Genomic DNA, 25,111 nt, shown 5'->3' with positions numbered 1-25,111 from the left:
CCGGCCGGCGCACCCCGGCCCCGGGGCACGACACGCCCGCCCGGTGACCGTCACCGTCCGCTGAACCACCGGTACGCGGCGTCACCCACGTGCCGGGTGCGCGCGGCAAGATCGGCCGCTTACCCTGGCCGCCGTGTCCAGTGCGTCCGCGACCCTCGCCGTGTGGTCCTCGGCCTGGCTGGCCGGGACCGCCGCGCCCGACGACGTCCTCGACGCGCTCGCGCCGTGGTCGGAGGCCCACGACGTGCTGGCGGCCGACGACGCCAGCGCCGTGGCCACCGAGCTGCCGGGACCGGGTGCCGCCCCGACGTCGACGGCGATGCTGCTCGCCGCCGTCCGCCGGGGTGCGCCCCGGGGACAGGCCCGGGTGGTGCTGCCGGCCGCCGGCGACGTCCGCGGCCTGCCCGGCCCGGGACCGTTCTCCGAGGAGGCGATGGTCGCCGGTGAGGGCGTCCTGTTCCCCGACGCCGGGTTCGGCGTGGTCCCGGCGCCGATCGCGGACGGTGTCGTGCGGTGGAGCGTGCACGCCGTGCCCGATCCGGGCCCGGTGCCGGAGTACGTCCCGCTCAACGACGCCGAGCGCGAGCTGCGGGCCCAGGTCCGCAACGCCGCGGCGGCGCTGACCGATCTCGGGGTGGCCCGGCACCGTCCGGGTGTGCGGGAGGAGATCGCGGCCGCGCTGCGCGGCCGGCCGCAGGCACTCTGGCCGGCCGGCATGCCGCCGCAGGCCCTGCGGGTGCTGCAACAGGCCGACGAGGTCGACGCGATCCTGTCCGCGGCCGCCGGTGACGAGCCCGGTGGTGCGCTGTCCGCCACCGCGGCGATCGCCCGGTCCGACGCGCTGCGGCCGATCGCCGCCGCGGTCCGGGTGGCCCGGCGGGCGGCCGTCGCGGAGGCGGTGCGGGTGCTGGTGTCGGTTCCCCGGCACTGAGCCGGTCCCCGTCACCGCTCCAGGAGCTGCTCCAGCAACGCCCGCGCGGCCGGTCCGCCCGGCCCGCCGGCGCGCCACACCAGGTGCAGCCGGGTCCGTACCGCCGGTCGCAACGGCAGTGCCACCGGCGGCCGGTCGAGGGCGCGCACCGCGGCCGCCTGCAGCGCCGGGGCCGGGACGACCGCGATCCCCGCACCGCGGGCGGCGAGGCGCAGGAGCAGGCTCATGGAGCCGGACTCGAACCTCACCCGGGCCGTGAGCCCCTGCGCCGCGACGGCCGTGTCCAGCGCGGTACGCAGGCCGTGCCCGCGGGGCAGGCAGATCACCGGCCGTCGTACCAGCTCCGGCAGCGTCAGCTCGGAGCGCCCGGCCAGCTCGTCGTCGGCGGCGACGGCCGCGACCAGCTCGGCCTCGATCAGCCGGTGCCCGGTGAGCCCGTCCGGGAGCGCTCCGGGCAATCCGATCACGGCGAGATCCACCCGGCCGGCCCGCAGCTCGTCGACCAGCTCGTCGGTCGTCCCCTCGCGCAGGGTCACCTCCACCGCCGGGTGGGCGGCGGCGAAGTCCCCGACCGGATCGGCCAGGACGGTGTCCGGCAGCGAGCTCGCCATGCCCACCGACACCCGGCCGCGCAGGAGGCCGCGCAACCCGGCGACGGCGTCGCGGGCGGCCTCCACCGCGGCCAGCGCGGCCCGCGCGTGCGGGAGCACGGCCCGGCCCGCCTCGGTCGGCACGACGGCCCGGGGCCCGCGCTCCAGCAGCGTCTCCCCCAGCTCGCGCTCCAGCTGCCGCAGCTGGGCGCTGACCCCGGGCTGGGCGACGTGCAGCTGTTCCGCGGCGGCGGTGACGGTGCCCGCGTCGACGGTGGCGACCAGGTAGCGCAGGTGCCGCAGTTCCATAACGCTGAATGCTACCCATCAGACGATCCAGCTCTTCGACTTCTGTCTCCGTGAGCTCGATGCTCGACGTATGACCACCACGACACAGCCGCTGCACACCGCGCTCACCGCCGCCGTGGACGGCCGGGTGACCACCGGCGCGGCACCGGGTGCGAGCTTCCAGACCGGTATCGAGCACCGGCCGGAGGTGACCGTCGCCGCCACCGGCCCGGCCGACGTCGCCGCGGTCCTGGCCGTCGCCGACCGGCACCGGGCACCGGTGACGGTGCACGCCACGGGGCACGGGCTCCGCTCCCCCGCCCCGGGCGGCGTGCTGCTCGACACCTCGGCGATGAGCCGGGTCCGCGTCGACCCGGCGACCGCGACCGCCCGGATCGACGCCGGCGCGACCTGGGCCGACGTGCTGGCCGTCGCCGCGCCGCACGGGCTGCGGCCGCCGAACGGGAGCGCACCCTCGGTCGGGGTCGTCGGCTACCTGTTCGGTGGCGGGCTGGGCCTCACCGTCCGGTCCGACGGCTGGGCCGCCGACCACGTGCGGTCGGTCCAGGTCGTCGACGCCGGCGGGCTCCGCGAGCTGACCGACGGTGCCGACTTCGCCCGGCTGCGCGGCACCGGGCCGGTACCGGGTGAGGTCGTCACCGCCGTCACCCTCGGTCTGCTGCCCGCGGGCCCGCTCACCGGCGGCGGCCTGCAGAAGGTGCTGGGACCGGCCGACGAGCCGGGAGACCCGGCCGCCCTGCGCGCCTGGGTGCGCTGGACCGAGGGCCTGCCGGACTCCGTGAGCTCCGGCGTCGCGGTCGTGCCCTACCCGGACCTGCCGTTCCTGCCGCCGCACCTGCGCGGCCGCCGGGTGCTGCGGGTCGCGGTGGCCGCCACGACGGACCCCGCCGCGACCGACCGGGTGCTGGCGCCGCTGCGGGCGGCCCTCGCGTGGGACGAGGACACGGTCGCCCCGCTGGAGCCGGTCGACTCCGCCCGGGTGTACGCCGAGCCCGAGACCCCGCACGCCTACCTGGGCGACGGACTGCTGGTCGACGGGCTCGCCGCGGCGGGCCTGGAGCACGTCGCCACCCGGACCGGGCCGATGGTGGTGACCGGGATCCGGCACCTGGGGGGTGCAGCGGAACGGTCCCCGCGGGTTCCGGACACGGTCCCGGGCCGGGACGCGGCGTACGTCGTCGGTGCGCTCGCGCCGTTCGGGCCGGACGTCCTGGCCGCAGGGGACGCCCACCGGGAGGTGGCCCGCACCCTGGACGGTTTCACCGCGCGGTCGACCGGGCCGATGCCGGCGTTCCGGTTCGGGCCGCACCCGGTCTGACCGGGCCCGCCCGCGGCGGTTCCGCACCGTCGGCGGGCGGGGCTCAGGCCCGGCCCAGCAGTTCCGCCAGCGCCGCGAGGTCGTCCGGGTGCAGACGGGGCGGCTCCTGACCGGGTGCACGGCCGTCGCCGCGCAGCTCGTCGAGCTGCCCGCGCAGGTCGGCGGTCTCGGCGCGCGCGGCATCGGCGGCCGCTCGCTGCTCGTCGCGTTCCTGCCGGGCCCGCGCCAGCTCCACCCGGGTCTCCTCGAGCGCGGCCCGCCCCTCCTCCAGCGCACCGCGGGCGGTGCCGGTCTCCGCCCGGGCGGTCACCAGCTCGGCCCGGGCCGTCTCGGTGAGTCCGCGGGCTCCGGCGAGCTCACGGTCCAGCCGCTCGGTCTCGGCGCGCGCGGCGTCCCGGGCCCGGTCCGCCGACTCGCGCTCCCGGTCCGCCGACTCGCGCTCCCGGTCCGCCGCGGACGCCCGCTCCCGTGCGGCGTCCCGGTCGTGCTCGGCGCCGCGGGCGGCCAGGACCGCCGACTCGCGCTCCGTGCCCGCCGCGGCCGCGGCGTCACGGGCGGTGCGGGTCTCGTCGAGTGCCCGGTCGCGGGCGGCCACGGCCTCGACGGCCTCCTGGCGCGCGGCACCGAGAGCCTCGGTCGCCTGCAACGCCGCCACCGACGCCTCCTCGGCCCGGGTGACCGCCTCGGTGCGTTCCCGGCGGGCGTCGGCCGCCGTGGCCTCGGCGTCCCGCGCCCTGCGGACGGCCTCGTCCCGGGCGGTCTCCGCCTCCTGCCGGGCCCGGTCGGCCTCGGCCGCTCCGGCCCGGGCCCGTTCGGTGGCGACGAGCGCGTCGTGCTCGACCTCGTCGAGCCGGTGCTGCACGGCGTCCAGCGCCGCGACGAGATCAGCGACCGGCCCGGCGAGTGCGCCGACGTGCTCGCGCAGCCGGTCCGCGTCGAGCGTGAACCCGCCGGCGCCCGTGTCGAGTCCCAGCGCGCCCAGCGCGTCCCGTTCGGTGCGGGCCATCTGGGCGCAGGTGCGCCCGCCCTCCCACCGGGTCTCACGACAGAACGACCGGGGCCGCCCGCCCTGGGGCCCGGGCGGCGGGAGTTCGGCACGGCAACGGCTGTATCCGAAGCGTACGGCGCTGTCCAGCATGTCGATCAGGCTATCAGTGCCTATGTTCTCAACCAACAAACCGGTTTTGGGTGTTTAGAACGTTTTCCACGTACCAACGGAACCATCGTTTCGTTGGTACGTTGAGACCGGTGCTGCGCCGGAACCGGGAGCCCAGCGGTGCGCCGGGCCAGTAGCCGTGTGACACGATGACGCTTTCCCGGGTCGGACCCGTACGGCCCCCGAACGGCCGGACGCCGATGGAGGAGGTCGCTGTGGAGGCGTCGGTCGCCGCTCGCGCCGTCGAGGCTGCGAGGGTCACCGCCGTCGCACAGGGTCTCCGGGTCGACGATGCCGCGGTCCTCGCCGACTCCAACCGGATCGTGCTGCGGCTGCTCCCGGCCGACGTCGTCGCTCGCGTCTCACCGGCGGCAGAACGCAGTGAGGCCCGGTTCGAGCTGGAGGTCGGTCGCCGGCTCGCCGGGCTCGGCGCTCCGGCCGAGGCGCCCGACCCCCGGGTCTCGCCGCGGGTCCACGAACGGGACGGCTTCGTCGTCACCCTGTGGACCCACTACGAGCAGAGGGCTCGGCCGGACGTCACGGCAACCGGCTACGTGCAGGCCCTGCTCCGGCTGCACGACGGACTGCGGCGCATCGACGTCGCCGCTCCGCACGCCACGGACCGCGTCGTCCTGGCGCGGGCCTGCCTCACCGACGAGGAGCGGACCCCGGAGCTCTGCCGTGACGACCGCGGACTCCTCATCGACGTGCTCGATGGCGTCGGCGCAGCGGTGTTCCGCGACGGGTCCGGCGATCGGCTGCTGCACGGCGAGCCGCACCTCGGGAACGTGCTGAGTACGCCGGCCGGGGTGCGCTTCGTCGATCTCGGCACCTGTTGCCGCGGCCCGGTCGAGTTCGATGTCGCGCACAGCCTGGGCCCGGACCCCGGCCGACGCATGCTCCGGTGGATCGACGAGATCCGCGAGCACTGTCCGGGTCTGGATCCGGAGCTGGTCGAGCAGTCCCGGATCCTCGTCCTGGCGATCGTCACGACCTGGCGCTGGTGCCGGGGTGACCAGCTACCCGACGGGCGTCGCCGGGCCGCGGAGGGCCTGCACGGGATCCGGACGGCACTGGGTGCCTGAGTCGCCGCCGGTCGCACTGCACGCCGGCGGCGACCTGAACCGGTGGCCGCGCCGCTGGCCGTCCGGGCCGGCGGTCAGGACTGCCGGTGCGCCGCGATGAACTCCCGGCCCGGGGTCGGGTCGACGCCGAAGCGCTCGGCGTACCGCTCGTGGTCGGCCTCCCACGACTCGTGGACCTGCGCCTCGGTCACCGGGTGGCCGTCCAGCAGCGGCTGCAGGCGGGCCAGGTAGGCGTCCCATCCGGCCGCCGTCTGGGCCGCGCCGGAACGGTCGTCGAACACGTGCACGAACACGAGCAGGCAGCCCTCGGCGTGTGCGCTCAGGTCGATGCTGTACTCGTCCCCGGCGAACGTCCACCTCAGGCGGTGCGGCGGCGTCGCCTCGACGACGCGGCCGGTCATGCCGAAGGCCTCGAACGTCTCCCCCGTCGCCGGGGTCCACTGCGCGCCCGCCGGGAACCACTGCGCCAGCTCCGCGGGCTCGCTCACCGCGCGCCACACCCGTTCCACCGGGTGCGTCAGGACGCGTTCGAACCGCAGCGCGGGCCGGCCGTCGATCGTTTCCAGGGTTCCGTCGGTCACGGGTTCTCCTCCAGGTGTCGTTCGAGCGAGTCGAGGCGTGCCGACCAGAGCGCACGGTAGGGCTCCAGCCAGCGGTCGACCTCGCGCAGCGGTCCGGGCGCGAGCGCGTAGATCCGCTGCTTGCCGTCGGCCCGCACCCGCACCAGGCCGCTCTCGCGCAGGACGCGCAGGTGCTTGGAGACCCCGGGCTGGCTGAGGCCGACCGCGCGCACGATGTCACCGGCCGGTCGCTCCCCGCCCCGCAGGAGGTCGAGGATCTCCCGCCGGTGTGGTTCGGCCAGGGCCGCGTACGCGCTCATGGAAGTCATATTTCCATACAGTGATATGAGACGTCCACCCGGCGCACGACGCACGGGGGCGCCGTCGACCGAGTCGACGGCGCCCCCGTCCCGTTCTCCCGGAGCCGGCCAGGGGTCAGATCACGTGACGAGCCCGGGAGCCTCCGCGATGAAGGTGTCGAGCACCCCGTCGGCCACCTTCACCGGGGTCACGCCCAGCTGGACGTCGACCACGGTCGCCTCGGGGATGGTCGTGATCTTCCCGGCCTCGACCGCCAGCCGGTTCGCCTCGGCGAACCGCTCCTGCGCGACGGCCGGGTCCTGCGCCGCGAGCCCGTCCGCGGTGGCCTGCAGCGCCTGGCCCCACAGACCCGTCGCGTCCAGCCACGGCTTCGCCTGCTCCGAGAACGCCTTGTCCGCCACGCCGCTCCGGATCCGCTCCGGTGCCGCGGCGAGCACACCGGCGTAGCGGGTCAGCTCCTCCAGCGCCTCCCCGCTCGGGTTCGCACGCACGGCGTCGAGCTTGGCCGCCAGGGCCGGGGCCTGCGGCTGCCACGGCTTGGTCCCGTCACCGTCGTGGCCGGGGGCCAGGTGCTGGGTGTCGAGGAACGCCAGCAGCGACATGGTGGTCAGCGGCTCCCAGTCGGCCAGGTAGGCCGCGGTGGCACGCCAGGTGCGCCCGGCGTCGTAGGCCGCGTCGTTCCAGGCGAACGACGCACCGGTCGCGATGGCGAGCTTGCTCGGCGACGCCTGGTTCATCGGGTTCAGCACGATCCCGTTCAGCGCCTCGCTGAGGCCGGCCTCACGCTTGTCGTAGGGCGCCAGCAGCAGCCGCCCCGCGGTGTTCTGGAAGTCGTTGACCGGGTAGTTGTCCCAGAGGAAGAGCTTGCGGCCGTAGTCCTGCGCGGCCTTCTGCGCGTCGGCCACCTTGATCGACGTCGCCACGGTCTGGATCCCGGTCCACTGGACGACGATGCGTTCGTCGAGCGTCTCCCGCAGGGTCTTCTTGTACGGCGAGTCGTTGATGCCGATGTACTCGGTCGGCACCATCTGCAGGGGCTTCGCATCGATCGTGTCGATGTAGTCGCGCTGGATCGTGTTGAGGAACTCGGCCTGTGCGCGGGCGGCGATCTCCTTGCCGGGCTTCCCGTACTTCTCCTCGTCGGCCGTGCAGTTCCACTTGTCGTAGGAGATGTCGTCGAGAGCGACGTAGAAGCTGTCGGCGCCCTTCTCGTGGACGGCGGCCAGCTTGTTCCGCAGCGCCTCGGTGTCCTTCGGGTCGCTGTAGCAGATCGACGCACCGGGCGAGATCGCGTACGTGAACTGGACGTGGTTCCGGTTCGCGGTGGTGATCAGCTCCCCGATCCGGTCCAGGTCCTCGGCCGGGTGCGGCTCCCGCCACTTGGCGCGGAGGTACTCGTCGTCCTTCGGGGTCTAGATGTAGGTGTTGGCCTTGATGTCGCCGTAGAAGGCGAGCTGGTCGAGCCGGTCCTCGTGCGACCACGGCTTGCCGTAGAAGCCCTCGATGGTGCCCCGCAGCGCCATCGACGGGAAGTCGGTGACCTTCGTGGCCGCGATCTTGCCCGGCAGCCCGAGCTGGCGCAGGGTCTGGGCGGCGTAGGGCGTGTCTCCCAGATAGGCGGACCGGGGTGCGCGATGCTTGATCGGTGCCGCGTACCGCTGTCCTGACTGATGCCCAGTGGGCCCGTCTGGCGCCGCTGTTGCCCTCCTCCGAGGGTCGTCGCGGGCGCCCGTTCCGCGATGACCGCCGGGTGCTCGAGGGGATCATCTACCGGTATCGGTGCGGGCTTCCCTGGCGCGACGTCCCAGCCGAGTTCGGGCCGTGGCAGACGTTGTGGAAGCGGCACCGCCGCTACAGCGGCGACGGCACCTGGGACCACATCCTGGCTGCTCTTCTGATCGAGGCCGACGCCGCCGAGGTGCTCGGGTGGGCGGTCAGCGTGGACTCCACGATCATCCGTGCCCACCAGCACGCCGCGACCCTCAAGCGCGACACAGGGGGCCGGATCGAACTACACGAATCTGCTCGCCGAACCAGCAGATCACGCGCTGGGACGGTCCCGCGGAGGGCTGTCGACGAAGATCCACCAGCTCGTTGACGGGCACGGCCGCCCGCTGGTGGTCCTCCTCGGCCCCGGCCAGGGCGGCGACTCGCCAATGTTTCCGCACCTGATGGCGCGCCTGAGCATCGCCCGACCGGGCCCGGGACGACCCCGGACCCGGCCCGAACGCGTGCGCGCGGACAAGGCCTACTCCTCACGCGCGATCCGCCGGCACCTGCGCGAGCGCCGGATCATCGCTGTCATTCCGGAGCCCTCTGACCAGCAGGGACACCGCAAACGACGCGGCTCACGCGGCGGCCGACCGCCCGCATTCGATCCGGTCGACTACCGAAACCGCAACGTCGTCGAGCGCGGGTTCTGCCACGTCAAGCAGTGGCGCGGGCTGGCCACCCGTTACGACAAGCTCGCCCTGACCTTCCGCGGCGGCGCCGTCCTGAAGGCAATCGTCACCTGGCTCCGCGCATTGGGAGACACACCCTAGAAGACACCGGTGTCGTCGTTACCGGCCAGTGCCACCGTGCCGCCGGCACCGGCGGCACGGGAGGCGAGCGAGTAGCCCTCCGGGCGCGGGTCGCCGGTGGGCGGTTCGCCGCCCGCCTCGGTGAGCGCCGCGGCGACCTCGGGGTCGGAGTGCAGCCCGACCACCACGGTCAGGTCTGCCCGCTGCCCCTCGACGACCTCCTTCGCCCCGGCCTTCTCCAGGGTGCTGCGGACGACGGCCTTCGTGGCCTCGTCGGCGCCGTCGCCCAGCATCAGGCCGACCCGCGCCGGAACCCCGATCGCCGCACCGTTGGCCTGCATCGACTGCGGGGTCGGTATGACGACCGGCAGCTCGGGCTCGGGTGGTGGCGGGGGCTGGGCCGCCGCGGCCCAGCCCGGCGTCAGCCCCATGGTGAGGCCGAGAGCGACGGCCACGGCCGCCGCACGAAGTGTTCGAGCTGTCATCGGAACTCCTTGTGGACATCTCCGTCGGGGGGCGCGCAAGAACCACGCCCCCACTGGTGTGGAAGTGACGGGAGCAGGCATGGAAGCCGAGATCGACCACGCCCGTACGGCAATGGTCACGAATGGGCCGAGCCTGTCGCCGGAACTCGAAGCTCCCGTGGCGGGCGGCTCGACTCTCCGTTCCGAGACGGCTGATCTGAGGCTTTTTGCAGCCCAGGAGTACTGGTACGAACCAGACGGTACCCAACGGGTGATTGCTGCCGCAAGGGTTGACCGCGTCCGTCGGGTAAACAACAGGAGTGGAGCCGGATCGAGGACCGGCGTGCGGATCGTGCACGACCACCGATGGTGATCGGCCGCGGACGCGGTGTTTCGGGCGATTGCGGTCGCCGGAACGGAGCACGATCCGAATACGCGGAATCCACGCTGGTGGAACCGGACCGTCGGTGCGGTGCCCGCACCGGGCGCCGATCGGGACGGATGACCACGTCCGATCGGCGCCCTCACGGGGCCGTCCGGAGGCCCGCCGTCCGGGAGACGCCGGTGGGGCTCCCGGGCGGCGGGGCCGCTCAGCTCGTGCGGGAGAAGCGCAGGGTGCGGATGTCGAACGCCCGCACGTCGACCACGACGGCACCGTCCGTGCCCTGGCCGACCGGCGTCGCCGCAGCGTCGTCCTCGGTCAGCGGGACCTCCCGCGCACCACCGAAGGGCCCGTTCACCCGCACCGACGCCCGGCGACGACGCCCGGAGGGCTCGTAGACCCGGACGACGAGGTCCCCGGACCGGTCGTCGGCCTGCTTGACCGAGGACACGACGACGCCGCCGCCCACCGTCACCAGCGGCTCGAACCCGTGGTCTCCCCGCACGGTGCGCAGCGGCAGGTTCGTCCCGATGCCGGCCCGGGTCGCCTCGTCGAGGTCGGTACCGACCACCATGCCGTAGCGGTGCGTCTGCGGACCCTGGTCGGTGCGCGGGTCCGGGAACCGGGGCGCGCGCAGCAGCGAGAGTCGCAGCGTCGTGGTGATCTCGCCGTCCTCGGCGTCGCGGGTCACGTCGAAGCCGTAGCTCGAGTCGTTGACCAGCGCGACCCCGAAGCCGGGCTCCTGCACGAGCACATAGCGGTGCATGGACGTCTCGAACTTCGCCGCCTCCCACGACGTGTTCGTGTGGGTCACCCGCTTCGTGGCGCCGAACTGGGTCTCGGCGACGGTCTCCTCGGCCCGGACGTCGAGCGGGAAGGCCACCTTGAGGAACTTCTCCGTCTCGTGCCAGTCGGCGGTCTGCTCCACCTCGACCGTGCGGGAGCCGGGCGCGAGCGACAGGACCTGCACGACCGTCGAGGCCGAGAACGACCGGGCGACGCGCACCCGGGCGACACCGGCGTCTTCGACCGTCACGGTGAGCTCGTCGAGATCGACCAGGTCGTCGACCCGGTTGCGGTAGAAGCGGTCGACGTCCCAGGCGTCCCACATGTTCGGGAAGTCCGGGTGGAGCTGGAGCAGGTTCGCGGGGCGGCCGGCGCGGACCGCCTCCCGGCCGGTGGTGTGGTCGACGATCGAGGTGAGCAGCCCGCGGTCGTCCACGACGACCCGCAGCACCCCGTTGTCCAGGACGTGCGTCCCGTCCACCGCCTCCACCGCGACGGCGGGGCCGGTCCACGGCTGCTCGGCGGTACCGCCCAGCGGGTCGATCCCGTCCCGCGGGTGCGACACGGGATTGATCCGGACCGGCCGGTCCCCCTCGCCGGTGAGCGCGGCCAGTGAGCCTTTTTCAACCTGCCGTTCCGGCAGCTCAGGGGCCTGGTTGTGTGGGTGCAGACGCCGAGCTGGCGAGCCGGTGACCTGTGCAGCTGTGGTCAGAGCAGTTGCGCTGCAACCTTCGCGATCTCCTGACGCAGAAGCTCGCTGGTCAGGTTGAAAAAGGCTCAGTGCCGACCCGATGATGCCGTCCAGGCGGTCCAGCACGCGGGCGTACTCCGCGACGGCCTCGCGGTGTACCCAGGCGATCGACGTACCGGGGAGGATGTCGTGGAACTGGTGCAGCAGCACGGTCTTCCACAGCGCGTCGAGCTCGTCGTGCGGGTAGGTGAACCCGGTGCGGGCGGCGGCGGTGGCGCACCACAGCTCCGCCTCGACGAGCCGGTGCTCGGTGCGCCGGTTGCCCTGCTTGGTCGTGTGCTGGGAGGTCAGCGTCGCCCGGTGCAGCTCCAGGTAGAGCTCGCCGACCCACACCCCCGGCGACGCGAACTCCTCGCGGGTGCGGGCGAAGAAGTCGTCCGGGTGCTCCCACTCGACCCGGGCGCTGCCCTCCAGGTCCGCCAGCCGGGCGGCGGTGGCGACCATCTCCCGGGTGGTGCCCCCACCGCCGTCGCCCCAGCCGACCGGTGCGATCGACCCGCCCGCACCGCGGTTGTCCCGGAACTGCCGGGACGCCTTCGCGACCTCCTCCCCGGAGAGCCGCGAGTTGTAGGTGTCCATCGGCGGGAAGTGCGACAGGATGCGCGACCCGTCGATGCCCTCCCAGAGGAACGTGTGGTGCGGGAACTTGTTGACCTGGTTCCAGGAGATCTTCGTCGTGAAGAACCACTCGAACCCGGCCCGGCGCATGATCTGCGGCAGCGCCGGCGAGTAGCCGAAGCTGTCGGGCAGCCAGACGCCGCGCGGCCGGACGCCGAACTCCTCGGCGAAGAACCGCAGCCCGTGGGTGAACTGGCGGACGAGCGACTCACCGGTCGGCATCACGGTGTCGCTCTCGACCCACATGCCACCGAGCGGGACGAACCGCCCGCTCGCCACGGCCGCGACGACCTTCTCGTACACCTCCGGCCGGTGCTCCTTGATCCAGGCGTACTGCTGGGCGCTGGACATGCCGTACCGGAAGTCGTCGGTGGAGCCGATCAGCTCGGTCATCGACGCCGAGGTCCTGGCGACCTTGCGGATCGTCTCGCGCACCGGCCACAGCCAGGCCGAGTCGATGTGGGCGTGCCCGATGGCGGAGATGCGGTGCGCCGACGGCTCCGCCGGGGCGGCGAGGACCGGGCGCAGCCGCTCCCGGGCGGCCGCCGCCGTCGCGCCGATGCGCTGCAGGTCGAGCTCGTCCAGCGCCTCGTCGAGCGCCTGCAGGATGCGCATCCGGCGGGGCCGGCCGGCAGCTCGTCCTGCAGCTGGATCAGCACGTCGAGATCGGCGGCCAGCTCGAACACCGTCTCGTCGAACACCGCCAGGTCGGCGTGGCGCAGCGTGTAGAGCGGGTGCGGCGAGGAGGTGCGGATGTCCCCCTGCTCGGTGGGGAGGAACGGGTGCCGATCCAGCACGACCGGGTTCGACGCGGCCTCGACGAGGAACTCGACGTGCTCCGCGCCGGTGGCCCGCTCCGCGGCGAGCACCCACTGGTTGCGTGGGTTGAGCGACTTCAGCGGCGTGCCGTCCGGGTCGTGGACGAGGCCCTCGCACTGGAAGCCGGTCATGTCGACGTCGAACCCGAGATCGACCAGGAGCTCGACCCGCCGGCCCTGCCAGGCCTCGGGGATCCGGCCGTCGATCCGGAACCAGGTGGTGCCCCAGGCCGGACCCCAGGTCGTCCCGGTCTCGAAGGGCGCGTACTCCAGGGCCGCGGCCTCCGCGAACGGCACCGGCTCGCCGGGCAGCTCGCAGAACCGCACCCGGGCCGGTTCGCGCTCCGGATGTATCGCCGGGACGACCCGTTCGGTGAGGACCCGGCGGGCCCGTCCGACGGTCAGCGGGATGTCGTCGTGCATGTATTCCTCTCCGGTGGGCCCCGGCCCTCAGGCCGGGAGGTCCACCGTCTCGGTGATGCCGCGTAGGTGCAGGTGCTCGGCCGTGTACCGCGAGCGCAGGACGACCTGTGGCCCCCGGCCGGTCTCCTCGGCCACCCGCAGCCAGGTCCCGGCGAACGAGCCCCCGGGGGCGCACGACGCGCGGTGGCCGGGCACCGGGGATCCGGTGGCGTCGATGTCGTCGAGCACGACCGCGGTGGACGCGGGCCGGGGCGCCGGGCGCCGGGCGCGCAGGTCGGCGACGACCTCGGCGAAGCGCCGGCCGGACGGCTTGAGCCGCCCGGTCTCGTCGAGCAGGCCCAGGCTGTGCTCGAAGACCGGGAAGTCGGCGAGCGTGCGCGGGACGTCGTGCGAGCACCACCAGGTGACCCCGAGCAGCTCGCCGACGTCCATCGCGTGCCGCAGCGTCCGCTCGACGAACTCCGGCTCCTGCTCGACGGCCAGCACGTTGTTCGGCGCACCCACCTCCTGCAGCCAGCTGGGCCGCGCCGGGTCCGGGCTCCAGGCCGCGGCCAGGGTGAGCAGGTACTCCGCGTGCCGGACCGAGCCGGCGCCGAGCGGGCCGTGCACGGCGGCGGCGCCGTTGAAGACCCAGGAGTGGACGACCGTCGCGTCGCCGTGCTCGGCGGCCTGGCGCGGGCCGAAGGGCTGCGCGTCGTCGTACCAGGCCGCGTCGTACTGGGCGAGGGTGGCGAGCACCGAGGGCGCGGCCCCGCCGTCGCGCAGGCCGGCCCGGATCGCGGCGATCATCCGCCGCAGCCAGGTGTCCCCCTCGGTCTCGTGGATCCGGTACGGGTCCGGGTGCGGGTCGTGCGCGAACTGGTTGACCTCGTTGCCGACGGTCACGCCCATGAGGTTGTCCCGGCCCGCGACGGCGGTGGTGAGCGCGTGCACGTAGCGCTCGGTCGAGGTGACCACCTGCTCGTCGGTGAAGAGGTTGCGCCGGTGCCAGGTCTGCAGCCACGACGGGACGAAGTCGAAGCTGGACAGGTGCCCCTGCAGCGCGTCGACGTTGACGTCCAGCCCGGCCGAGCGGGCCAGGTCCACCACCGTGACGACGTCGTCGATCCCGGCGGAGCGGATCAGCGACCGGTTCGGCTGGATGACCGGCCAGAGCGGGAAGATCCGGACGTGGTCCACGCCCAGCTCCGCGATCCGGTCCAGGTCGCGGGCCACCCGCTCCGGGGAGAAGTCGAGCCAGGAGAAGAACCAGTCCCCGGACGGCGTGTAGTTGACCCCGAACCGCATCAGCCCTTGACCCCGCCCTCTTCGACGCCCTTGAAGAAGTACCGCTGCATCGCCACGAAGAGCACCGCGATCGGGACGAACGCGATCAACGTCCCGGCGGCCACGGCCCGCTGGTCGGCCCCGAACGTCCCCTGCAGGTACTGCAGGCCGACGGTGAGGGTGAGGTTGTCCGGCGACTGCAGGACGATCAGCGGCCACAGGAAGTCGTCCCAGGCGGCGATGAACGCGAAGATGGTGATCACCGCGAGGGTCCCGCGGACCGCGGGGAGCCCGATGAAGCGCAGCCGCTGCCACGCGTTCGCGCCGTCGACGATCGCCGCCTGGTCGATCTCCAGCGGGATCTGCCGGAACGCGTTGTACATCAGCAGCACGTTCAGCGTGGCGACCATGCCGGGCAGCGCGACGCCGACCAGCGAGTCGGCCAGACCGAGGTCCCGCACGACCAGGAACTGCGAGATGATCGTCGCCTCCGGCGGCAGCACGAGCGTCGCGATGAACAGGGCCAGCACCGCACCCCGCCACGCCCAGGACAACCTGGCGAGCGCGAACCCGGCCAGCGTGGCGAACACGATGTTCCCGCCGACGGTCAGCGCCGCGACCGTCAGCGAGTTGCCGACGTACTGCCACACCGGGATCGCGTCGGCGACCGCGGCGTAGTTGCCGAGCGTGGGCTGCTCCGGGACGAACGAGGGATCCGGGGTGTAGATGTCCTCCCCCGGGCCCTTCAACGATGTGGAGAGCTGCCAGAGGAACGGCCCGATCGCGACGAACAGCACGACCAGCAGCAGCCCGTAGCGGACGACCGTCTGCGCCGGTGACGGGGCGTCCCAGGCGCACGGCCGGCGCGGGCGGCGCTGTCGCCGGTGCCGGGGCGGGGCGCCGGGCCGGGCGCGGCCGGCGGCGGGGCGCGACGGTGTGGAGAGGTCGGTCATCGGTCCGCCTTGTTGTTGACGCGGGCGAGGACGAGCAGCGGCACCAGGGTGACCACGAACAGCAGCAGGCTGATCGTCGCCGCGTAGCCGAGGTTGCCGGTGAAACCGCGGGCGTACTGCTGGATGAGCATCACCAGCGAGTTGTCCTGGCCGCCGGGACCACCCGTCCCGCTGGTCAGCACGAACAGCTCGGTGAAGACCCGCAGTGCGGAGACGCTGACCAGGATGGCGACGATCATCATCGTCCCGCGCACGCCGGGCACGGTCACCGACCAGAACCGGCGGGCGGTACCGGCGCCGTCGATGGCGGCCGCCTCGTGCAGGTCCCGGCCGACGTTACCCAGCGCCGCCAGGTAGATGATCATGTAGAAGCCGAGCCCCTTCCACACGGTGAGGCTGATCGCGCTGAACAGCAGCAGCCACCGGTCGGTGAGGAAGGGGATCGGGCCGTCGATGAGCCCGGTGGCCGCGGCGAGCCGGTTGATGATCCCGCGGTCGTCGAGCAGCCAGGTCCAGATCAGGCCGACGACCACCGCGGAGGCGATCACCGGGGTGTAGAACGCGGTGCGGAAGAACCCGATGCCGGGCAGCCTCTGCTCCACGAGCACCGCGATGAGCAGCGGCACGATCGTGAGCAGCGGCAGGCAGACCAGCAGGTAGACGACGCTGTTGAGCAGTGCCTCCCACACCTGCGTGTCGGCCAGCATCCGTTCCAGGTTCCTCGTGCCGACCCACTTCGACGTGCCCCCCAGCGGGCTCGTGTTGGTGAACGTCAGCCGCACGGTGTTGATCGCCGGCCAGACCTGGAACAGCAGGACCCAGGCCAGTGCCGGGGCCACGAACAGCCACGGCGTGATCCTCTTGGTGGCGCGCATCCCGATCCCCTCCGGCTCAGCTGTCGGCGAGCATCGCGTTCATCCGGTCCTGCGCCTCCCGCAGCGCGTCGCCGGCCGGCTTGTCCCCCCGCATCGCCTGCGCGACCTGCTGGTCGAGGAACGTCCGCATCGCGAGGTTGGCCTCCGGCGGGTCGAGGACGCGGGCCGACCCCAGCGCCGTGTTGGCGAGCACCCTGGCCTTCGACCCGACCGAGCCGTCCTCGGTGGAGAAGTACGGGTTGCCCGACGAGGACAGGGTCGACGGGAAGATGTTCACCTCGCGGGCGAACGCCTCCTGGTTCTGCGCGTCGGTCATGAACCGGGCGAACTCCTGCGCCGTCGCCGGGTTGGCGCTGTTCGCGGACACGGCGAGGCCCTGCACGTACAGCGGCGGTGTGTCCAGGGCGGGTGAGACGGCGATCCTGCCCTTCAGCGACGGGTTGTCCCGCTCGATGTCGGCGAGTGCGGAGGCGCCCCCCGTCGTCCAGGCGACCTTGGACTGGGTGAACAGCTCGGAGTTGCCGAGGTAGTCGCTGTTGAGCACCGACGGCGGCATCAGCCCGTCCCGGTACGCCGCGGCGTACCGCTCGACGAGCGCGACAGCCTCCGGGGCGTCGGCGAAGACGTACTGCTCCCCCGCCGGATCGAGGATCTCGACACCGGCCCGGCTGAAGTCGGTGATCGTGGGCTTGCGGCTCATCAGGTAGGTGTCCGGGCAGGCCTCCGCCATCCTGGCCGCCTGGGTGAACAGCTCGTCGGTGGTCGACGGTGGTGCGTCCGCGTTCAGCCCGCACCGCTGGAACATGTCCCGGTTCCAGTAGTTGATGTCGGTGTTGAGGTACCAGGGGTAGGCGAACACGCCGTCGGTACCGCGGAAGCGGAACGCGTCCACCGCCCCGCCGACGTAGGTGCCGGTGAGCGCCTCCTCGTCGAGCGGCTGCAGCAGGTCCCGCTTCGCGAGCGGCAGCGCCAGCTCCGGGTCGAGGTTCACGACGTCGGGCAACGATCCGGAACTGGCCTGGCTGAGCAGCTTGACCGGGTAGCCCTCGCCGGGCTGGTCGAGCAGGGTCACGTCGGTACCGGGGTGGGCGGCCTCGAACTCGGCGATCACCCCGTTCAGGTACTCCGTGTAGGTCGGCGTCAGCGCCCACGTCTGGAGCGTGATGGGCCCGGTGACTGGCCCGTCGGCCGCGCCGCCCGACCCGCCGGTCGAGCAGCTCGTCACCACCAGCGCGATCGCCATCACCGCCGCACTGCAGATCGTGCGGACAGCACGTACTCGAACCCGTTCGTTCATCGGTGCGGGACTCCTCCGGGACACGGTCTCAACGCTGAAGCGCGTGACCAATCGAGGCGAGCAATCAGGAAAGACCCTCGTGCGAAGGGATGCTGTGCCACTAAAGCGTTATAGTCAAGGCGTTCGCGGGAAGGTGGCACATGGAAGCTGAGGCCGGGGCTGCGTCGTCGCAGCACGACCCGGGCGGAGGTCGCGTGACCATCGCCGACATCGCGGCCCGCGCCGGGGTGTCACCGAGCGCGGTCTCGTTCGCGCTGAACGGGCGCCCCGGGGTCTCGGCGGAGACCCGGGCCCGGATCGTGGCGCTCGCCCGCGAGCTGGACTGGCGGCCGCACCCGGCGGCCCGCGCCCTCAGCGGCGGTCGGGCCGGTGCGATCGGGTTCGTGCTGAACCGCCCGGCCCGCACGCTCGGCACCGACCCGTTCATCGGGGACCTCCTGTCCGGGATCCACGTCGTCCTCACCGACTCCCGCATCGGGATGACGCTGCTGGTCGCCCGGGACGTCGAGGAGGAGGTGCGGACCTACCGCGACTGGGCCCGCGACCGCCGGGTCGACGGGGTGGTCGTCATCGACCCGCTGGCCGACGATCCGCGGACGGCGCTGCTGGCGGACTCGGCCCTGCCGACCGTCGTGATCGGCTCCCACCCGTCCCCCGCCGGGGCGTGGCCGACCGTCTGGGTCGACGACGACCGGGCCGCCGAGACCCTGCTGCGCTACCTGCGCGCCCTCGGGCACCGGCGGATCGGGCACGTCGCCGGCCGCCCGGACCACGAGCACACGGCGATGCGCACCGCGGCGGTGCGGCGGTTCGCCGAGAGCGGTGCGCTCACCTGGGCCCGGTCGGTGCCCACCGACTACTCGACCGGGGCCGCGGCCGCGGCGACCCGCGACATGCTCTCCGAACCGGACCCGCCGACGGCGCTGATGTTCGAGAACGACGTGCTCGCACTCGCCGGCTACAAGGTCGCCGCGGAGATGGGGCTGGCCGTGCCCGCGGACCTGTCGGTGGTCTCCTTCGACGACTCCGTGCTGGCCCGGACCGTCGGCCCGGCGATGACCTGCCTGACCAAGGACACCGTCGAGCTGGGGGCTCGGGCCGCGCGACTGCTCGTCGAGCAGATCGACTCGGGTGCGCGGCTGACGTCGCAGCCGGGGCCGGAGCCGGGCCTCAGCGTGCGGGACTCGACCGCGCCGCCCCGCTCGCGGTAGCCGGAGGGCCCCGTGCGCCCGCCGGGCCCCGGTAGCGTCGTGCCGTGCCCTCCCGCCGTGCCCTGGTGATCGGCCACGACCACGTCGCCGGCCTCGGCCTGCTCGGGCCGGTGCTCCGGGCCCGGGGTGTCGGGATCGACTGGTTCCGGGTGGTCCCGGCCGAGCGCTTCGGCACGCCGGACGTCGACGTCCGCTTCCCCGATCCGGCGCGCTGGGACCTCGTGGTCACGCTCGGGGCACCGTGGCCGCGGGAGCGCATCCGGGGCTGGGCGGGCGCCGAGGCCGCGTTCCTGCGCCGCGCCCATGACGGCGGCGTCGGGGTACTGGCGATCTGCTTCGGCGCCCAGCTGCTCGCCGAGACCCTCGGCGGCGGCACCCGCCCCCTGGACGAGCCGCGGATCGGCTGGTTCGACGTGGCTCCGTCGCCCGGGAGCGGGATCGGGGCCGGGCCGTGGTTCTGCTGGAACTCCGAGCAGCTCGTGCCACCGCCGGGCGCGACCGTCCTCGCCACCGGGCGGGACGGGTGCGCCGCGTTCGCCGTCGGCCGCAGCACCGGGCTGCAGTTCCATCCGGAGATGGACGGCGCCCTGCTGACCCGCTGGCTCGGCCTCGGCGCACCGGACGGGGTCGATCCGGACGGGCTGCGCGCCGCGACCGCGGAGAACGAACACCGTGCCGCGCCGGCCGCGGCGGCGTTGCTGGCCGCCCTGCTCGACGACGCCTGAGCCCGCCCGGGCTCGCACCGGCTCCCTGCGCACCCGACGGACCCGTGCGGGCCCCGGTCCGGTGGTGCGGGACCGGACCGGGGTGCGGTGTGGATCAGTCCAGGAGCGTGCGCGGGGTCAGGTCCGGGACCGTGCGGCCGGCACCGGCCGCGGTCAGCGTGGCCGCCGCGGCGGTGTTGGTGACCCCGACGATCGTCCCGACCCCGGCGGCGGCCAGCGCCCGCACCCCCGACGGCGAGTCCTCGAACCCGACGCACCGGGAGGCGTCGACGCCGAGGCGCCGGCACGCGGTCAGGTAGCACTCCGGATCGGGTTTGCCGGTGCGGACGTCCTCCGCCGTCACCGTCAGCTCGACCATGGCGCCGACGCCGAGGGCGTCGACGATCCGGCCCGCCCACGACCGCCCGGCGCTGGTGACGATCGCGATCCGGTGCCCGCGCGCGTGCAGCTCCGCGATCATCTCCCTGGCCCCGGCGACGATCTCCACCTCCGCGGCGAGCTCGTCGGAGTAGGCCACCAGCCGGGCGTTGAGCTCGGCCGGATCCGTCTCCCGCCACGGGCCGTCGACCTCGGCGAACACGTCCAGGGCGCGGCGTCCCATGTACGTGCGCTCGTACGTCGCGTCGTCGACCGCGAGATCCCAGCTGTCGAAGAACCGGGCCCACGACCGGCGGTGCACGTGCTCGCTCAGCACGAGCGTGCCGTCCATGTCGAGCAGCACCGTGTCCCCGGACGCGACCGCGGGCCCGGCCGCGCTCATCCGGGGAGCGTGAACAGGGTCTCCCCCGTCCGGATCGTCGACCCCGCGGACGGCGTGACCGACCCGGCCTCGGAGTCCAGGAGGATCACCGGGCACACGGTCGACAGGCCGGCCGCACGCACCGCGGCAAGATCCACGTCGAGCACGGGCTGGCCCTGTTCCACGGTGTCGCCCTCGGCCACGTGCAGCTCGAACCCGGCGCCGCGCAGACCGACGGTGTCGATCCCGACGTGCACCAGGATCCCGGCCCCGTCGGCACCGAGGACGACGAACGCGTGCGGGTGCAGCTTGGCGACGGTGCCGGAGACCGGCGCCACCACCGTGGCCCGCTCGTCACCGTCGCCCGGTGCCACGGCCGCGCCCGACCCGACGAGCTCGCCGGCGAAGACCGGGTCCGGCACCGCCTCGAGCGCGAGGACCGATCCGCCGAGCGGGGCCGCGACGGCCGCGGTCACAGGATGTCCTGGATGTCGTCGAGGAGCCCGTCCGCCTCCGGCCCGACGACGACCTGGACCACCTGCCCGGCGATCAGCACGCCGTGCGCGCCGGCCCGCTTCAGCGCCGGCTCGTCGACCAGCCCGGAGTCCTCGACCTCGGTGCGGAGCCGGGTGATGCAGGACTCGATCTCGGTGATGTTCGCAGCCCCGCCGAGACCGGCGACGATGTCTTCCGCCTTGCTCATCTTCCACTCCCTGCATTGTTCGACAGGCCGGCACGGTAGCGGATCGGACGAGTCCGCCGCGCGCACCACCCGATATGAAACTGGTGGTTGACATGACCTACGTGCCTGCTCAGACTAACTGGTCATAACCAGAAGCTACCGGCATCGACAGGCTCGCCACAAGAGCGTCACGGTTGGCAGAACATCGGCCCCGGTGCGGCTTCGCCGTCTCATTTCCCCAGGCAGGAGAATTACGTCATGAGTGCTGTCACCTCGGCACCGGAGTCCCGGAAGCGGGTGGGTCTCGGCGGGCTGCAACGCCTCGGCCGGAGCCTGATGCTCCCGATCGCCACCCTCCCCGCGGCCGGTCTGCTGCTGCGTCTCGGCCAGGACGACCTGCTCGGCCGCTTCGAGTCGCTGACCCAGGTCGCCGCGGTGCTCGCCGCGGCCGGCGGGGCTCTGTTCGACAACCTGCCGATGATCTTCGCGCTCGGTATCGCGATCGGCTGGGCCCGCAAGGCCGACGGCTCCACGGCGCTCGCCGCCCTGGTCGGATACCTCGTCCTGGACGGCGTGTTCACCGCGATGAGCCCGGTCGTGCTTCCCGGGGTGCTGGACTCCGACGGCGAGCCGGCCGTCATCAACTTCGGCGTCCTGGGCGGCATCGTCACCGGCATCATCGCCGCGGTGCTGTGGCAGCGGTTCTACCGCACCAAGCTGCCGTCGTTCCTGGGCTTCTTCAACGGACGGCGCCTGGTCCCGATCCTGACGGCAGGCACGATGATGATCGTCGCCGTCGTCCTCGCCTTCGTCTACCCGCTGTTCAACACCGGCCTCACCGCCCTGGGCGACGCCGTCAGTGCGAACTCGGTCCTCGGCGCCGGTGTCTTCGGTGTCGCCAACCGGCTGCTCGTCCCGCTCGGCCTGCACCACATCCTGAACTCCGTCGTCTGGTTCATCCTCGGCGACTACAACGGTGTGCGGGGCGACCTGAGCCGGTTCTTCGAGGGCGACCCGACCGCCGGTGTGTTCATGACCGGCTTCTTCCCGATCATGATGTTCGCGCTGCCCGCCGCGGCGCTGGCGATCTGGCACGAGGCCCGCCCCTCGCAGCGCAAGATCGTCGGCGGGATCATGGTCTCGGTCGGCCTGACCTCGTTCGTCACCGGCATCACCGAGCCGCTCGAGTACTCCTTCGTCTACGTCGCCTGGCCGCTCTACGTCATCCACGCGTTCCTGACCGGCACCTCGATGGCGCTGACGAACGCGCTGGGCATCCACGACGGCTTCATCTTCTCCGCCGGCGCGATCGACTACGTGCTCAACTTCGGGCAGGCGACCCGGCCGCTGTGGCTGATCCCGATCGGCCTCGTCTACGCCCTGATCTACTACGTGGTGTTCCGGTTCGCGATCCGCCGCTGGAACCTGCGCACCCCCGGCCGGGAGGACGAGACCACGACGGCCGAGGTCGCACCGGCCGCCGAGGAGACGACCGCACCGGCCGTCACCGACGTCCCCGGTGACACCACCGGTGGCACCGGTTCTCCGGCGCCCGCACCGGAGAAGCCGTGAGCACCGCAGCCCGACCCGACGAGGAGACCGTCGTGCACAGCCGTACCGCAGTCGTCGCATCGAGCGTGGGGCTGCACGCCCGCCCCGCCGCCGTCTTCGCTAAGGCCGCCGCGGCGGCCGGGGTGCCGGTGACCCTCGCGGTCGCCGGCCGGGACCCGATCGACGCCCGCAGTGTCCTGCAGGTCATGACGCTCGGCGTCGAGCACGGCCAGGAGGTCACGTTGTCGGCCGAGGGCGACGACGCCCCCGCCGTGCTCGCCGACCTGGCCGGGCTGCTCGAGTCCGACCTCGACGCGTGATGGCCGCGGCACCGGCCCCGACCGTCCTGCACGGTCGGGGCGTCAGCCCCGGAACGGCGTGCGCCCCGGTCGTGCGGCTCGGTGCCGCGATCGGCACCTCGCCGTCCGACCCGGTCGGCGCCGAGCCCGAGCAGGAGTGCGCCCGGATCGATCGCGCGCTCGCCGCGGTGGCCGCCGAGCTGGAGCGGCGCGCCGCCGCGGCGGGCGGCACCGCGGCCGAGGTCCTCGAGGCCGCGTCCGGGATGGCACTCGACCCGACGCTGGCCGACCGGGCGAAGGAGCTGGTCCGGGGCGGTTCACCGACCGGGCACGCGGTGACGCTGGCCGCCGGGAGCTTCGCGGCGCAGCTGGAGGAGCTGGGCGGCTACTTCGCCGAGCGCGCCGGCGACGTCCGCGACATCGGCGTCCGCGCCGTCGCGCAGCTCGCCGGTGTCGAGCCGCCGGGGATCCCGGCGCCGGGGCACCCGGTCGTGCTCACCGCGCCGGACCTGTCCCCGGCCGACACCGCGACCCTGGCCGGGAGCGACGTCGTCGCCCTGCTCACCGAGCAGGGCGGCCCGACCAGCCACACCGCGATCCTGGCCCGCTCGCTGGGGCTGCCCGCGGTCGTCGGCTGCCCGGACGCGGCCACGATCGCGGCCGGGACGGTCGTCCTGCTCGACGGCACCACCGGCGAGGTGGAGCTGGAGCCGGGCGACGAGTCGATCGCCCGGGCCCGCAGCCGGACCCCCGCCGACGGCGCGGCGGACGATCCCGGGGCCACTGCCGACGGGACCGCGGTCGCGCTGCTCACCAACATCGGCACCGAGCCCGACGCGCTGGCCGCCGCCGCGGGCCCGACCGAGGGTGTGGGGCTGTTCCGGACCGAGTTCCTGTTCCTGAACCGCACCGACCGGCCGACGCTCGCCGAGCAGCGCGACATCTACACGAGGATCCTGACGGCGTTCGGCGACCGCCGGGTGGTCGTGCGGACGCTCGACGCCGGCTCGGACAAGCCGCTGCCGTTCCTGCAGCTCGACGAGGAGGAGAACCCGGCACTCGGCGTCCGCGGCCTGCGGACGGCCACCCGCGACCCGGAGCTGCTCGACGAGCAGCTGCGCGCGCTCGCCGAGGCCTCCCGGGCCGCCGGCCGCCCGGTCGACGTCATGGCCCCGATGGTCGCGACGGTGCAGGAGGCGCAGCGGTTCGCCGACACCGCCAGGGCCGCCGGCCTGGACCGGGTCGGGATCATGATCGAGGTCCCGGCGGCGGCCCTGCGGGCGGCCGAGCTGATGGCGGCGGTCGACTTCGTCAGCATCGGGACGAACGACCTCGGGCAGTACACGATGGCGGCCGACCGGCAGTCCGGACCGCTGGGCGACCTCCTCGATCCCTGGCAGCCCGCGCTGCTGGACCTGATCGACGTCGTCGGGCGGGCCGGCCGGGAGACCGGACGCCCGGTCGGGGTGTGCGGCGAGGCCGCGGCCGACCCGTCGCTGGCCGCGGTGCTGGTCGGGCTCGGGGTGCGCAGCCTGTCGACGGCGGGCGTCGCCCGGCCCGCGGTGCACGCCGCGCTCGCCGGGGTCACCCTCGACGACTGCGTGCACGTGGCCGGGCTCGCCCGGTCCGCACCGTCGCCGGAGCAGGGGCGGGCCGCCGTGGCAGAGTTCCTCGGGACGATCCGGTGAGTACCAGGGCCGGTGCGACGATGCCCCGGCCTGTGGAGAGGAGCGGCCGGTGAGTACCGGCGGAATGATCAACAACGGCGCGCAGCCCAAGCACGAGCAGCTGCGGCACCTGCTCGCCGGGCAGATCGCAGACCGGTACTCCCCCGGCGACCCGTTCCCCAGCGAACGCCAGCTCTGCCAGGACCACGGGCTGAGCCGGGTCACCGTCCGGGCCGCGATCGGCCAGCTGGAGCGGGACGGCCTGCTGAGCCGGGTCCGCGGCAAGGGCACCTACGTCGCGGCCCGGACCGCCCGCTCCCGCCTGCACCTGGCGTCGTTCCACGACGACATGCGCCGGCTCGGGCTGGCCCCGACCACCGTCGTCCTGGAGCTGGAGAGTGCCGTGCCGCCCGCGGGCACGCTGGCCGCGCTGTCGGTGCGCTCGGACCAGGTGTGCACCCGGGTGCGCCGGCTGCGGCTCGCCGACGGCGCACCGATGTCGGTCGACGACGCCTGGTACAACGGCGCGCTCGCACCCGACCTGGCCGAGCGCGACCTCAGCGGGTCGCTCTACGAGCTCCTGCGCGCCGAGTACGACCTGCCGATCGACTCCGCGGAGCAGACGGTCGCCGCCCGCGAGGTCGACGCCGTCTACGGGGTGCTGCTGGGGATCCCGGTCCGGCACCCGATACTGGAGTTCGACCGCATCTCCTTCAGCCGCGGCCGGCCGGTCGAGCACAGCATCTCGCGCTACCGCGGAGACCGCTACGAGCTGTTCGTCGAGCTGGACGACACCCAGACCTGATCCGTCG

General features: G+C 73.5%; 23 protein-coding genes and 2 pseudogenes. 10 read left to right on the top strand and 15 right to left on the bottom strand.

Annotated elements, in window-relative coordinates; all coding sequences use genetic code 11:
- Window positions 1–133: 133 nt before the first annotated feature.
- Entirely contained in the window at window positions 134–931 is a 798-nt protein-coding gene (locus AFB00_RS25625) for a hypothetical protein (protein ID WP_156819722.1), read from the top strand.
- An 11-nt stretch (window positions 932–942) separates the two neighbouring features.
- Here the strand turns inward: AFB00_RS25625 and AFB00_RS25620 are convergent, their stop codons facing one another.
- A complete protein-coding gene (locus AFB00_RS25620) occupies window positions 943–1,830 on the bottom strand; it encodes a LysR family transcriptional regulator (RefSeq protein ID WP_068799314.1) in 888 nt (295 codons plus the stop codon).
- Window positions 1,831–1,900: 70 nt separating this feature from the next.
- On the opposite strand from AFB00_RS25620, the gene AFB00_RS25615 reads away from it, so the two are divergent.
- On the top strand, window positions 1,901–3,148 hold the full coding sequence (locus AFB00_RS25615) for an FAD-binding oxidoreductase (RefSeq protein WP_068799313.1): 1,248 nt from the start codon (window positions 1,901–1,903) through the stop codon (window positions 3,146–3,148).
- A 43-nt stretch (window positions 3,149–3,191) separates the two neighbouring features.
- Here AFB00_RS25615 and AFB00_RS25610 read toward each other — a convergent pair whose 3' ends face one another.
- Window positions 3,192–4,154, bottom strand: coding sequence for a hypothetical protein (locus tag AFB00_RS25610; RefSeq protein WP_068799312.1), 963 nt, complete (start codon window positions 4,152–4,154; stop codon window positions 3,192–3,194).
- 350 nt (window positions 4,155–4,504) lie between these two features.
- On the opposite strand from AFB00_RS25610, the gene AFB00_RS25605 reads away from it, so the two are divergent.
- Complete coding sequence (locus AFB00_RS25605; protein WP_068799311.1) at window positions 4,505–5,389, top strand: phosphotransferase; 885 nt, start codon at window positions 4,505–4,507, stop codon at window positions 5,387–5,389.
- 74 nt (window positions 5,390–5,463) lie between these two features.
- Here the strand turns inward: AFB00_RS25605 and AFB00_RS25600 are convergent, their stop codons facing one another.
- From AFB00_RS25600 to AFB00_RS32390, 3 genes and pseudogenes are all read right to left on the bottom strand, one after another.
- Complete coding sequence (locus AFB00_RS25600; RefSeq protein ID WP_068799310.1) at window positions 5,464–5,970, bottom strand: SRPBCC domain-containing protein; 507 nt, start codon at window positions 5,968–5,970, stop codon at window positions 5,464–5,466.
- Window positions 5,967–6,269 carry an ArsR/SmtB family transcription factor gene (locus AFB00_RS25595; RefSeq protein WP_068799309.1) on the bottom strand — a complete coding sequence of 101 codons (303 nt, stop codon included), beginning with the start codon at window positions 6,267–6,269 and terminating at the stop codon, window positions 5,967–5,969. The genes AFB00_RS25600 and AFB00_RS25595 overlap by 4 nt, the downstream gene beginning before the upstream one ends.
- 120 nt (window positions 6,270–6,389) lie before the next feature.
- Window positions 6,390–7,793: pseudogene (locus tag AFB00_RS32390) on the bottom strand (protein O-GlcNAcase).
- A 140-nt stretch (window positions 7,794–7,933) separates the two neighbouring features.
- Between AFB00_RS32390 and AFB00_RS32385 the strand changes: the two are divergent.
- A protein-coding gene (locus AFB00_RS32385; RefSeq protein ID WP_442965881.1) for an IS5 family transposase occupies window positions 7,934–8,813 on the top strand; the annotation gives its coding sequence in 2 pieces (ribosomal slippage) (window positions 7,934–8,301 and window positions 8,300–8,813; 882 coding nt in all).
- Here AFB00_RS32385 and AFB00_RS25575 read toward each other — a convergent pair.
- The 7 genes and pseudogenes from AFB00_RS25575 to AFB00_RS25550 all read right to left on the bottom strand — a co-directional run bounded on the left by AFB00_RS25575 (window position 8,810) and on the right by AFB00_RS25550 (window position 17,425).
- On the bottom strand, window positions 8,810–9,277 hold the full coding sequence (locus AFB00_RS25575; protein WP_197519656.1) for a glycoside hydrolase family 20 zincin-like fold domain-containing protein: 468 nt from the start codon (window positions 9,275–9,277) through the stop codon (window positions 8,810–8,812). The genes AFB00_RS32385 and AFB00_RS25575 overlap by 4 nt on opposite strands.
- 569 nt (window positions 9,278–9,846) lie before the next feature.
- Window positions 9,847–12,408 (bottom strand): alpha-mannosidase, encoded by a 2,562-nt coding sequence (locus AFB00_RS34280; RefSeq protein WP_197519655.1) that lies wholly within the window; start codon window positions 12,406–12,408, stop codon window positions 9,847–9,849.
- A gap of 419 nt (window positions 12,409–12,827) precedes the next feature.
- Window positions 12,828–13,034, bottom strand: a pseudogene (locus AFB00_RS36445) (hypothetical protein); the annotation flags it as partial.
- Window positions 13,035–13,061: 27 nt separating this feature from the next.
- Window positions 13,062–14,321 carry a glycoside hydrolase 5 family protein gene (locus AFB00_RS25565; RefSeq protein WP_068799306.1) on the bottom strand — a complete coding sequence of 420 codons (1,260 nt, stop codon included), beginning with the start codon at window positions 14,319–14,321 and terminating at the stop codon, window positions 13,062–13,064.
- Complete coding sequence (locus AFB00_RS25560) at window positions 14,321–15,253, bottom strand: carbohydrate ABC transporter permease (RefSeq protein WP_068799305.1); 933 nt, start codon at window positions 15,251–15,253, stop codon at window positions 14,321–14,323. The genes AFB00_RS25565 and AFB00_RS25560 overlap by 1 nt, the downstream gene beginning before the upstream one ends.
- Window positions 15,250–16,128: a carbohydrate ABC transporter permease gene (locus tag AFB00_RS25555; protein WP_068799304.1), complete on the bottom strand. Its 879-nt coding sequence runs from the start codon at window positions 16,126–16,128 to the stop codon at window positions 15,250–15,252. The genes AFB00_RS25560 and AFB00_RS25555 overlap by 4 nt, the downstream gene beginning before the upstream one ends.
- A 16-nt stretch (window positions 16,129–16,144) precedes the next feature.
- Entirely contained in the window at window positions 16,145–17,425 is a 1,281-nt protein-coding gene (locus tag AFB00_RS25550) for an ABC transporter substrate-binding protein (RefSeq protein ID WP_068799303.1), read from the bottom strand.
- Window positions 17,426–17,619: 194 nt separating this feature from the next.
- Here AFB00_RS25550 and AFB00_RS25545 point away from each other — a divergent pair, with 194 nt between their 5' ends.
- Together AFB00_RS25545 and AFB00_RS25540 are read left to right on the top strand one after the other, a co-directional pair.
- Window positions 17,620–18,636: a LacI family DNA-binding transcriptional regulator gene (locus AFB00_RS25545; protein WP_197519654.1), complete on the top strand. Its 1,017-nt coding sequence runs from the start codon at window positions 17,620–17,622 to the stop codon at window positions 18,634–18,636.
- 44 nt (window positions 18,637–18,680) lie between these two features.
- Window positions 18,681–19,361: a type 1 glutamine amidotransferase gene (locus AFB00_RS25540; RefSeq protein WP_156819720.1), complete on the top strand. Its 681-nt coding sequence runs from the start codon at window positions 18,681–18,683 to the stop codon at window positions 19,359–19,361.
- Window positions 19,362–19,455: 94 nt separating this feature from the next.
- Here the strand turns inward: AFB00_RS25540 and AFB00_RS25535 are convergent, their stop codons facing one another.
- Genes AFB00_RS25535 through AFB00_RS25525 form a run of 3 tightly spaced genes read right to left on the bottom strand, consistent with a single transcriptional unit; the run spans window position 19,456 to window position 20,803 of the window.
- Window positions 19,456–20,121, bottom strand: coding sequence for an HAD family hydrolase (locus AFB00_RS25535; protein ID WP_068799300.1), 666 nt, complete (start codon window positions 20,119–20,121; stop codon window positions 19,456–19,458).
- On the bottom strand, window positions 20,118–20,576 hold the full coding sequence (locus tag AFB00_RS25530) for a PTS sugar transporter subunit IIA (protein WP_068799299.1): 459 nt from the start codon (window positions 20,574–20,576) through the stop codon (window positions 20,118–20,120). The genes AFB00_RS25535 and AFB00_RS25530 overlap by 4 nt, the downstream gene beginning before the upstream one ends.
- Window positions 20,573–20,803, bottom strand: a complete 231-nt coding sequence (locus AFB00_RS25525) for a glucose PTS transporter subunit EIIB (protein ID WP_068799298.1) — start codon at window positions 20,801–20,803, stop codon at window positions 20,573–20,575. Before AFB00_RS25525 ends, AFB00_RS25530 begins: the two co-directional genes overlap by 4 nt.
- A gap of 237 nt (window positions 20,804–21,040) precedes the next feature.
- Between AFB00_RS25525 and AFB00_RS25520 the strand changes: the two genes are divergently transcribed.
- The 4 genes from AFB00_RS25520 to AFB00_RS25505 are packed head-to-tail and all read left to right on the top strand — an operon-like array spanning window position 21,041 to window position 25,104.
- Window positions 21,041–22,354, top strand: a complete 1,314-nt coding sequence (locus AFB00_RS25520; protein ID WP_068799297.1) for a PTS transporter subunit EIIC — start codon at window positions 21,041–21,043, stop codon at window positions 22,352–22,354.
- Entirely contained in the window at window positions 22,351–22,653 is a 303-nt protein-coding gene (locus AFB00_RS25515; protein ID WP_231974069.1) for an HPr family phosphocarrier protein, read from the top strand. Before AFB00_RS25520 ends, AFB00_RS25515 begins: the two co-directional genes overlap by 4 nt.
- Window positions 22,653–24,320, top strand: a complete 1,668-nt coding sequence (gene ptsP / locus AFB00_RS25510; RefSeq protein WP_068799296.1) for a phosphoenolpyruvate--protein phosphotransferase — start codon at window positions 22,653–22,655, stop codon at window positions 24,318–24,320. The genes AFB00_RS25515 and ptsP overlap by 1 nt, the downstream gene beginning before the upstream one ends.
- 49 nt (window positions 24,321–24,369) lie before the next feature.
- Complete coding sequence (locus tag AFB00_RS25505) at window positions 24,370–25,104, top strand: GntR family transcriptional regulator (RefSeq protein WP_231974068.1); 735 nt, start codon at window positions 24,370–24,372, stop codon at window positions 25,102–25,104.
- Window positions 25,105–25,111: the final 7 nt, after the last annotated feature.

The organism is Pseudonocardia sp. HH130630-07 (assembly GCF_001698125.1).
Taxonomy (GTDB): domain Bacteria; phylum Actinomycetota; class Actinomycetes; order Mycobacteriales; family Pseudonocardiaceae; genus Pseudonocardia.
The sequence above is the reverse complement of the archived record's forward strand: the minus strand, read 5'-3'. Positions and strand labels throughout refer to the sequence as shown.

Bases quoted from the DNA above. Each gene is read 5' to 3' on its own strand.
- AFB00_RS25620 (WP_068799314.1), bottom strand. From the start codon at position 1,830: ATGGAACTGCGGCACCTGCGCTACCTGGTCGCCACCGTCGACGCGGGC.
- AFB00_RS25615 (WP_068799313.1), top strand. From the start codon at position 1,901: ATGACCACCACGACACAGCCGCTGCACACCGCGCTCACCGCCGCCGTG.
- AFB00_RS25610 (WP_068799312.1), bottom strand. From the start codon at position 4,154: ATGGCCCGCACCGAACGGGACGCGCTGGGCGCGCTGGGACTCGACACG.
- AFB00_RS25605 (WP_068799311.1), top strand. From the start codon at position 4,505: ATGGAGGAGGTCGCTGTGGAGGCGTCGGTCGCCGCTCGCGCCGTCGAG.
- AFB00_RS25595 (WP_068799309.1), bottom strand. From the start codon at position 6,269: ATGAGCGCGTACGCGGCCCTGGCCGAACCACACCGGCGGGAGATCCTC.
- AFB00_RS25575 (WP_197519656.1), bottom strand. From the start codon at position 9,277: ATGACAGCTCGAACACTTCGTGCGGCGGCCGTGGCCGTCGCTCTCGGC.
- AFB00_RS34280 (WP_197519655.1), bottom strand. From the start codon at position 12,408: ATGCGCATCCTGCAGGCGCTCGACGAGGCGCTGGACGAGCTCGACCTG.
- AFB00_RS25565 (WP_068799306.1), bottom strand. From the start codon at position 14,321: ATGCGGTTCGGGGTCAACTACACGCCGTCCGGGGACTGGTTCTTCTCC.
- AFB00_RS25560 (WP_068799305.1), bottom strand. From the start codon at position 15,253: ATGACCGACCTCTCCACACCGTCGCGCCCCGCCGCCGGCCGCGCCCGG.
- AFB00_RS25555 (WP_068799304.1), bottom strand. From the start codon at position 16,128: ATGCGCGCCACCAAGAGGATCACGCCGTGGCTGTTCGTGGCCCCGGCA.
- AFB00_RS25550 (WP_068799303.1), bottom strand. From the start codon at position 17,425: ATGAACGAACGGGTTCGAGTACGTGCTGTCCGCACGATCTGCAGTGCG.
- AFB00_RS25535 (WP_068799300.1), bottom strand. From the start codon at position 20,121: ATGAGCGCGGCCGGGCCCGCGGTCGCGTCCGGGGACACGGTGCTGCTC.
- AFB00_RS25525 (WP_068799298.1), bottom strand. From the start codon at position 20,803: ATGAGCAAGGCGGAAGACATCGTCGCCGGTCTCGGCGGGGCTGCGAAC.
- AFB00_RS25520 (WP_068799297.1), top strand. From the start codon at position 21,041: ATGAGTGCTGTCACCTCGGCACCGGAGTCCCGGAAGCGGGTGGGTCTC.
- ptsP (WP_068799296.1), top strand. From the start codon at position 22,653: ATGGCCGCGGCACCGGCCCCGACCGTCCTGCACGGTCGGGGCGTCAGC.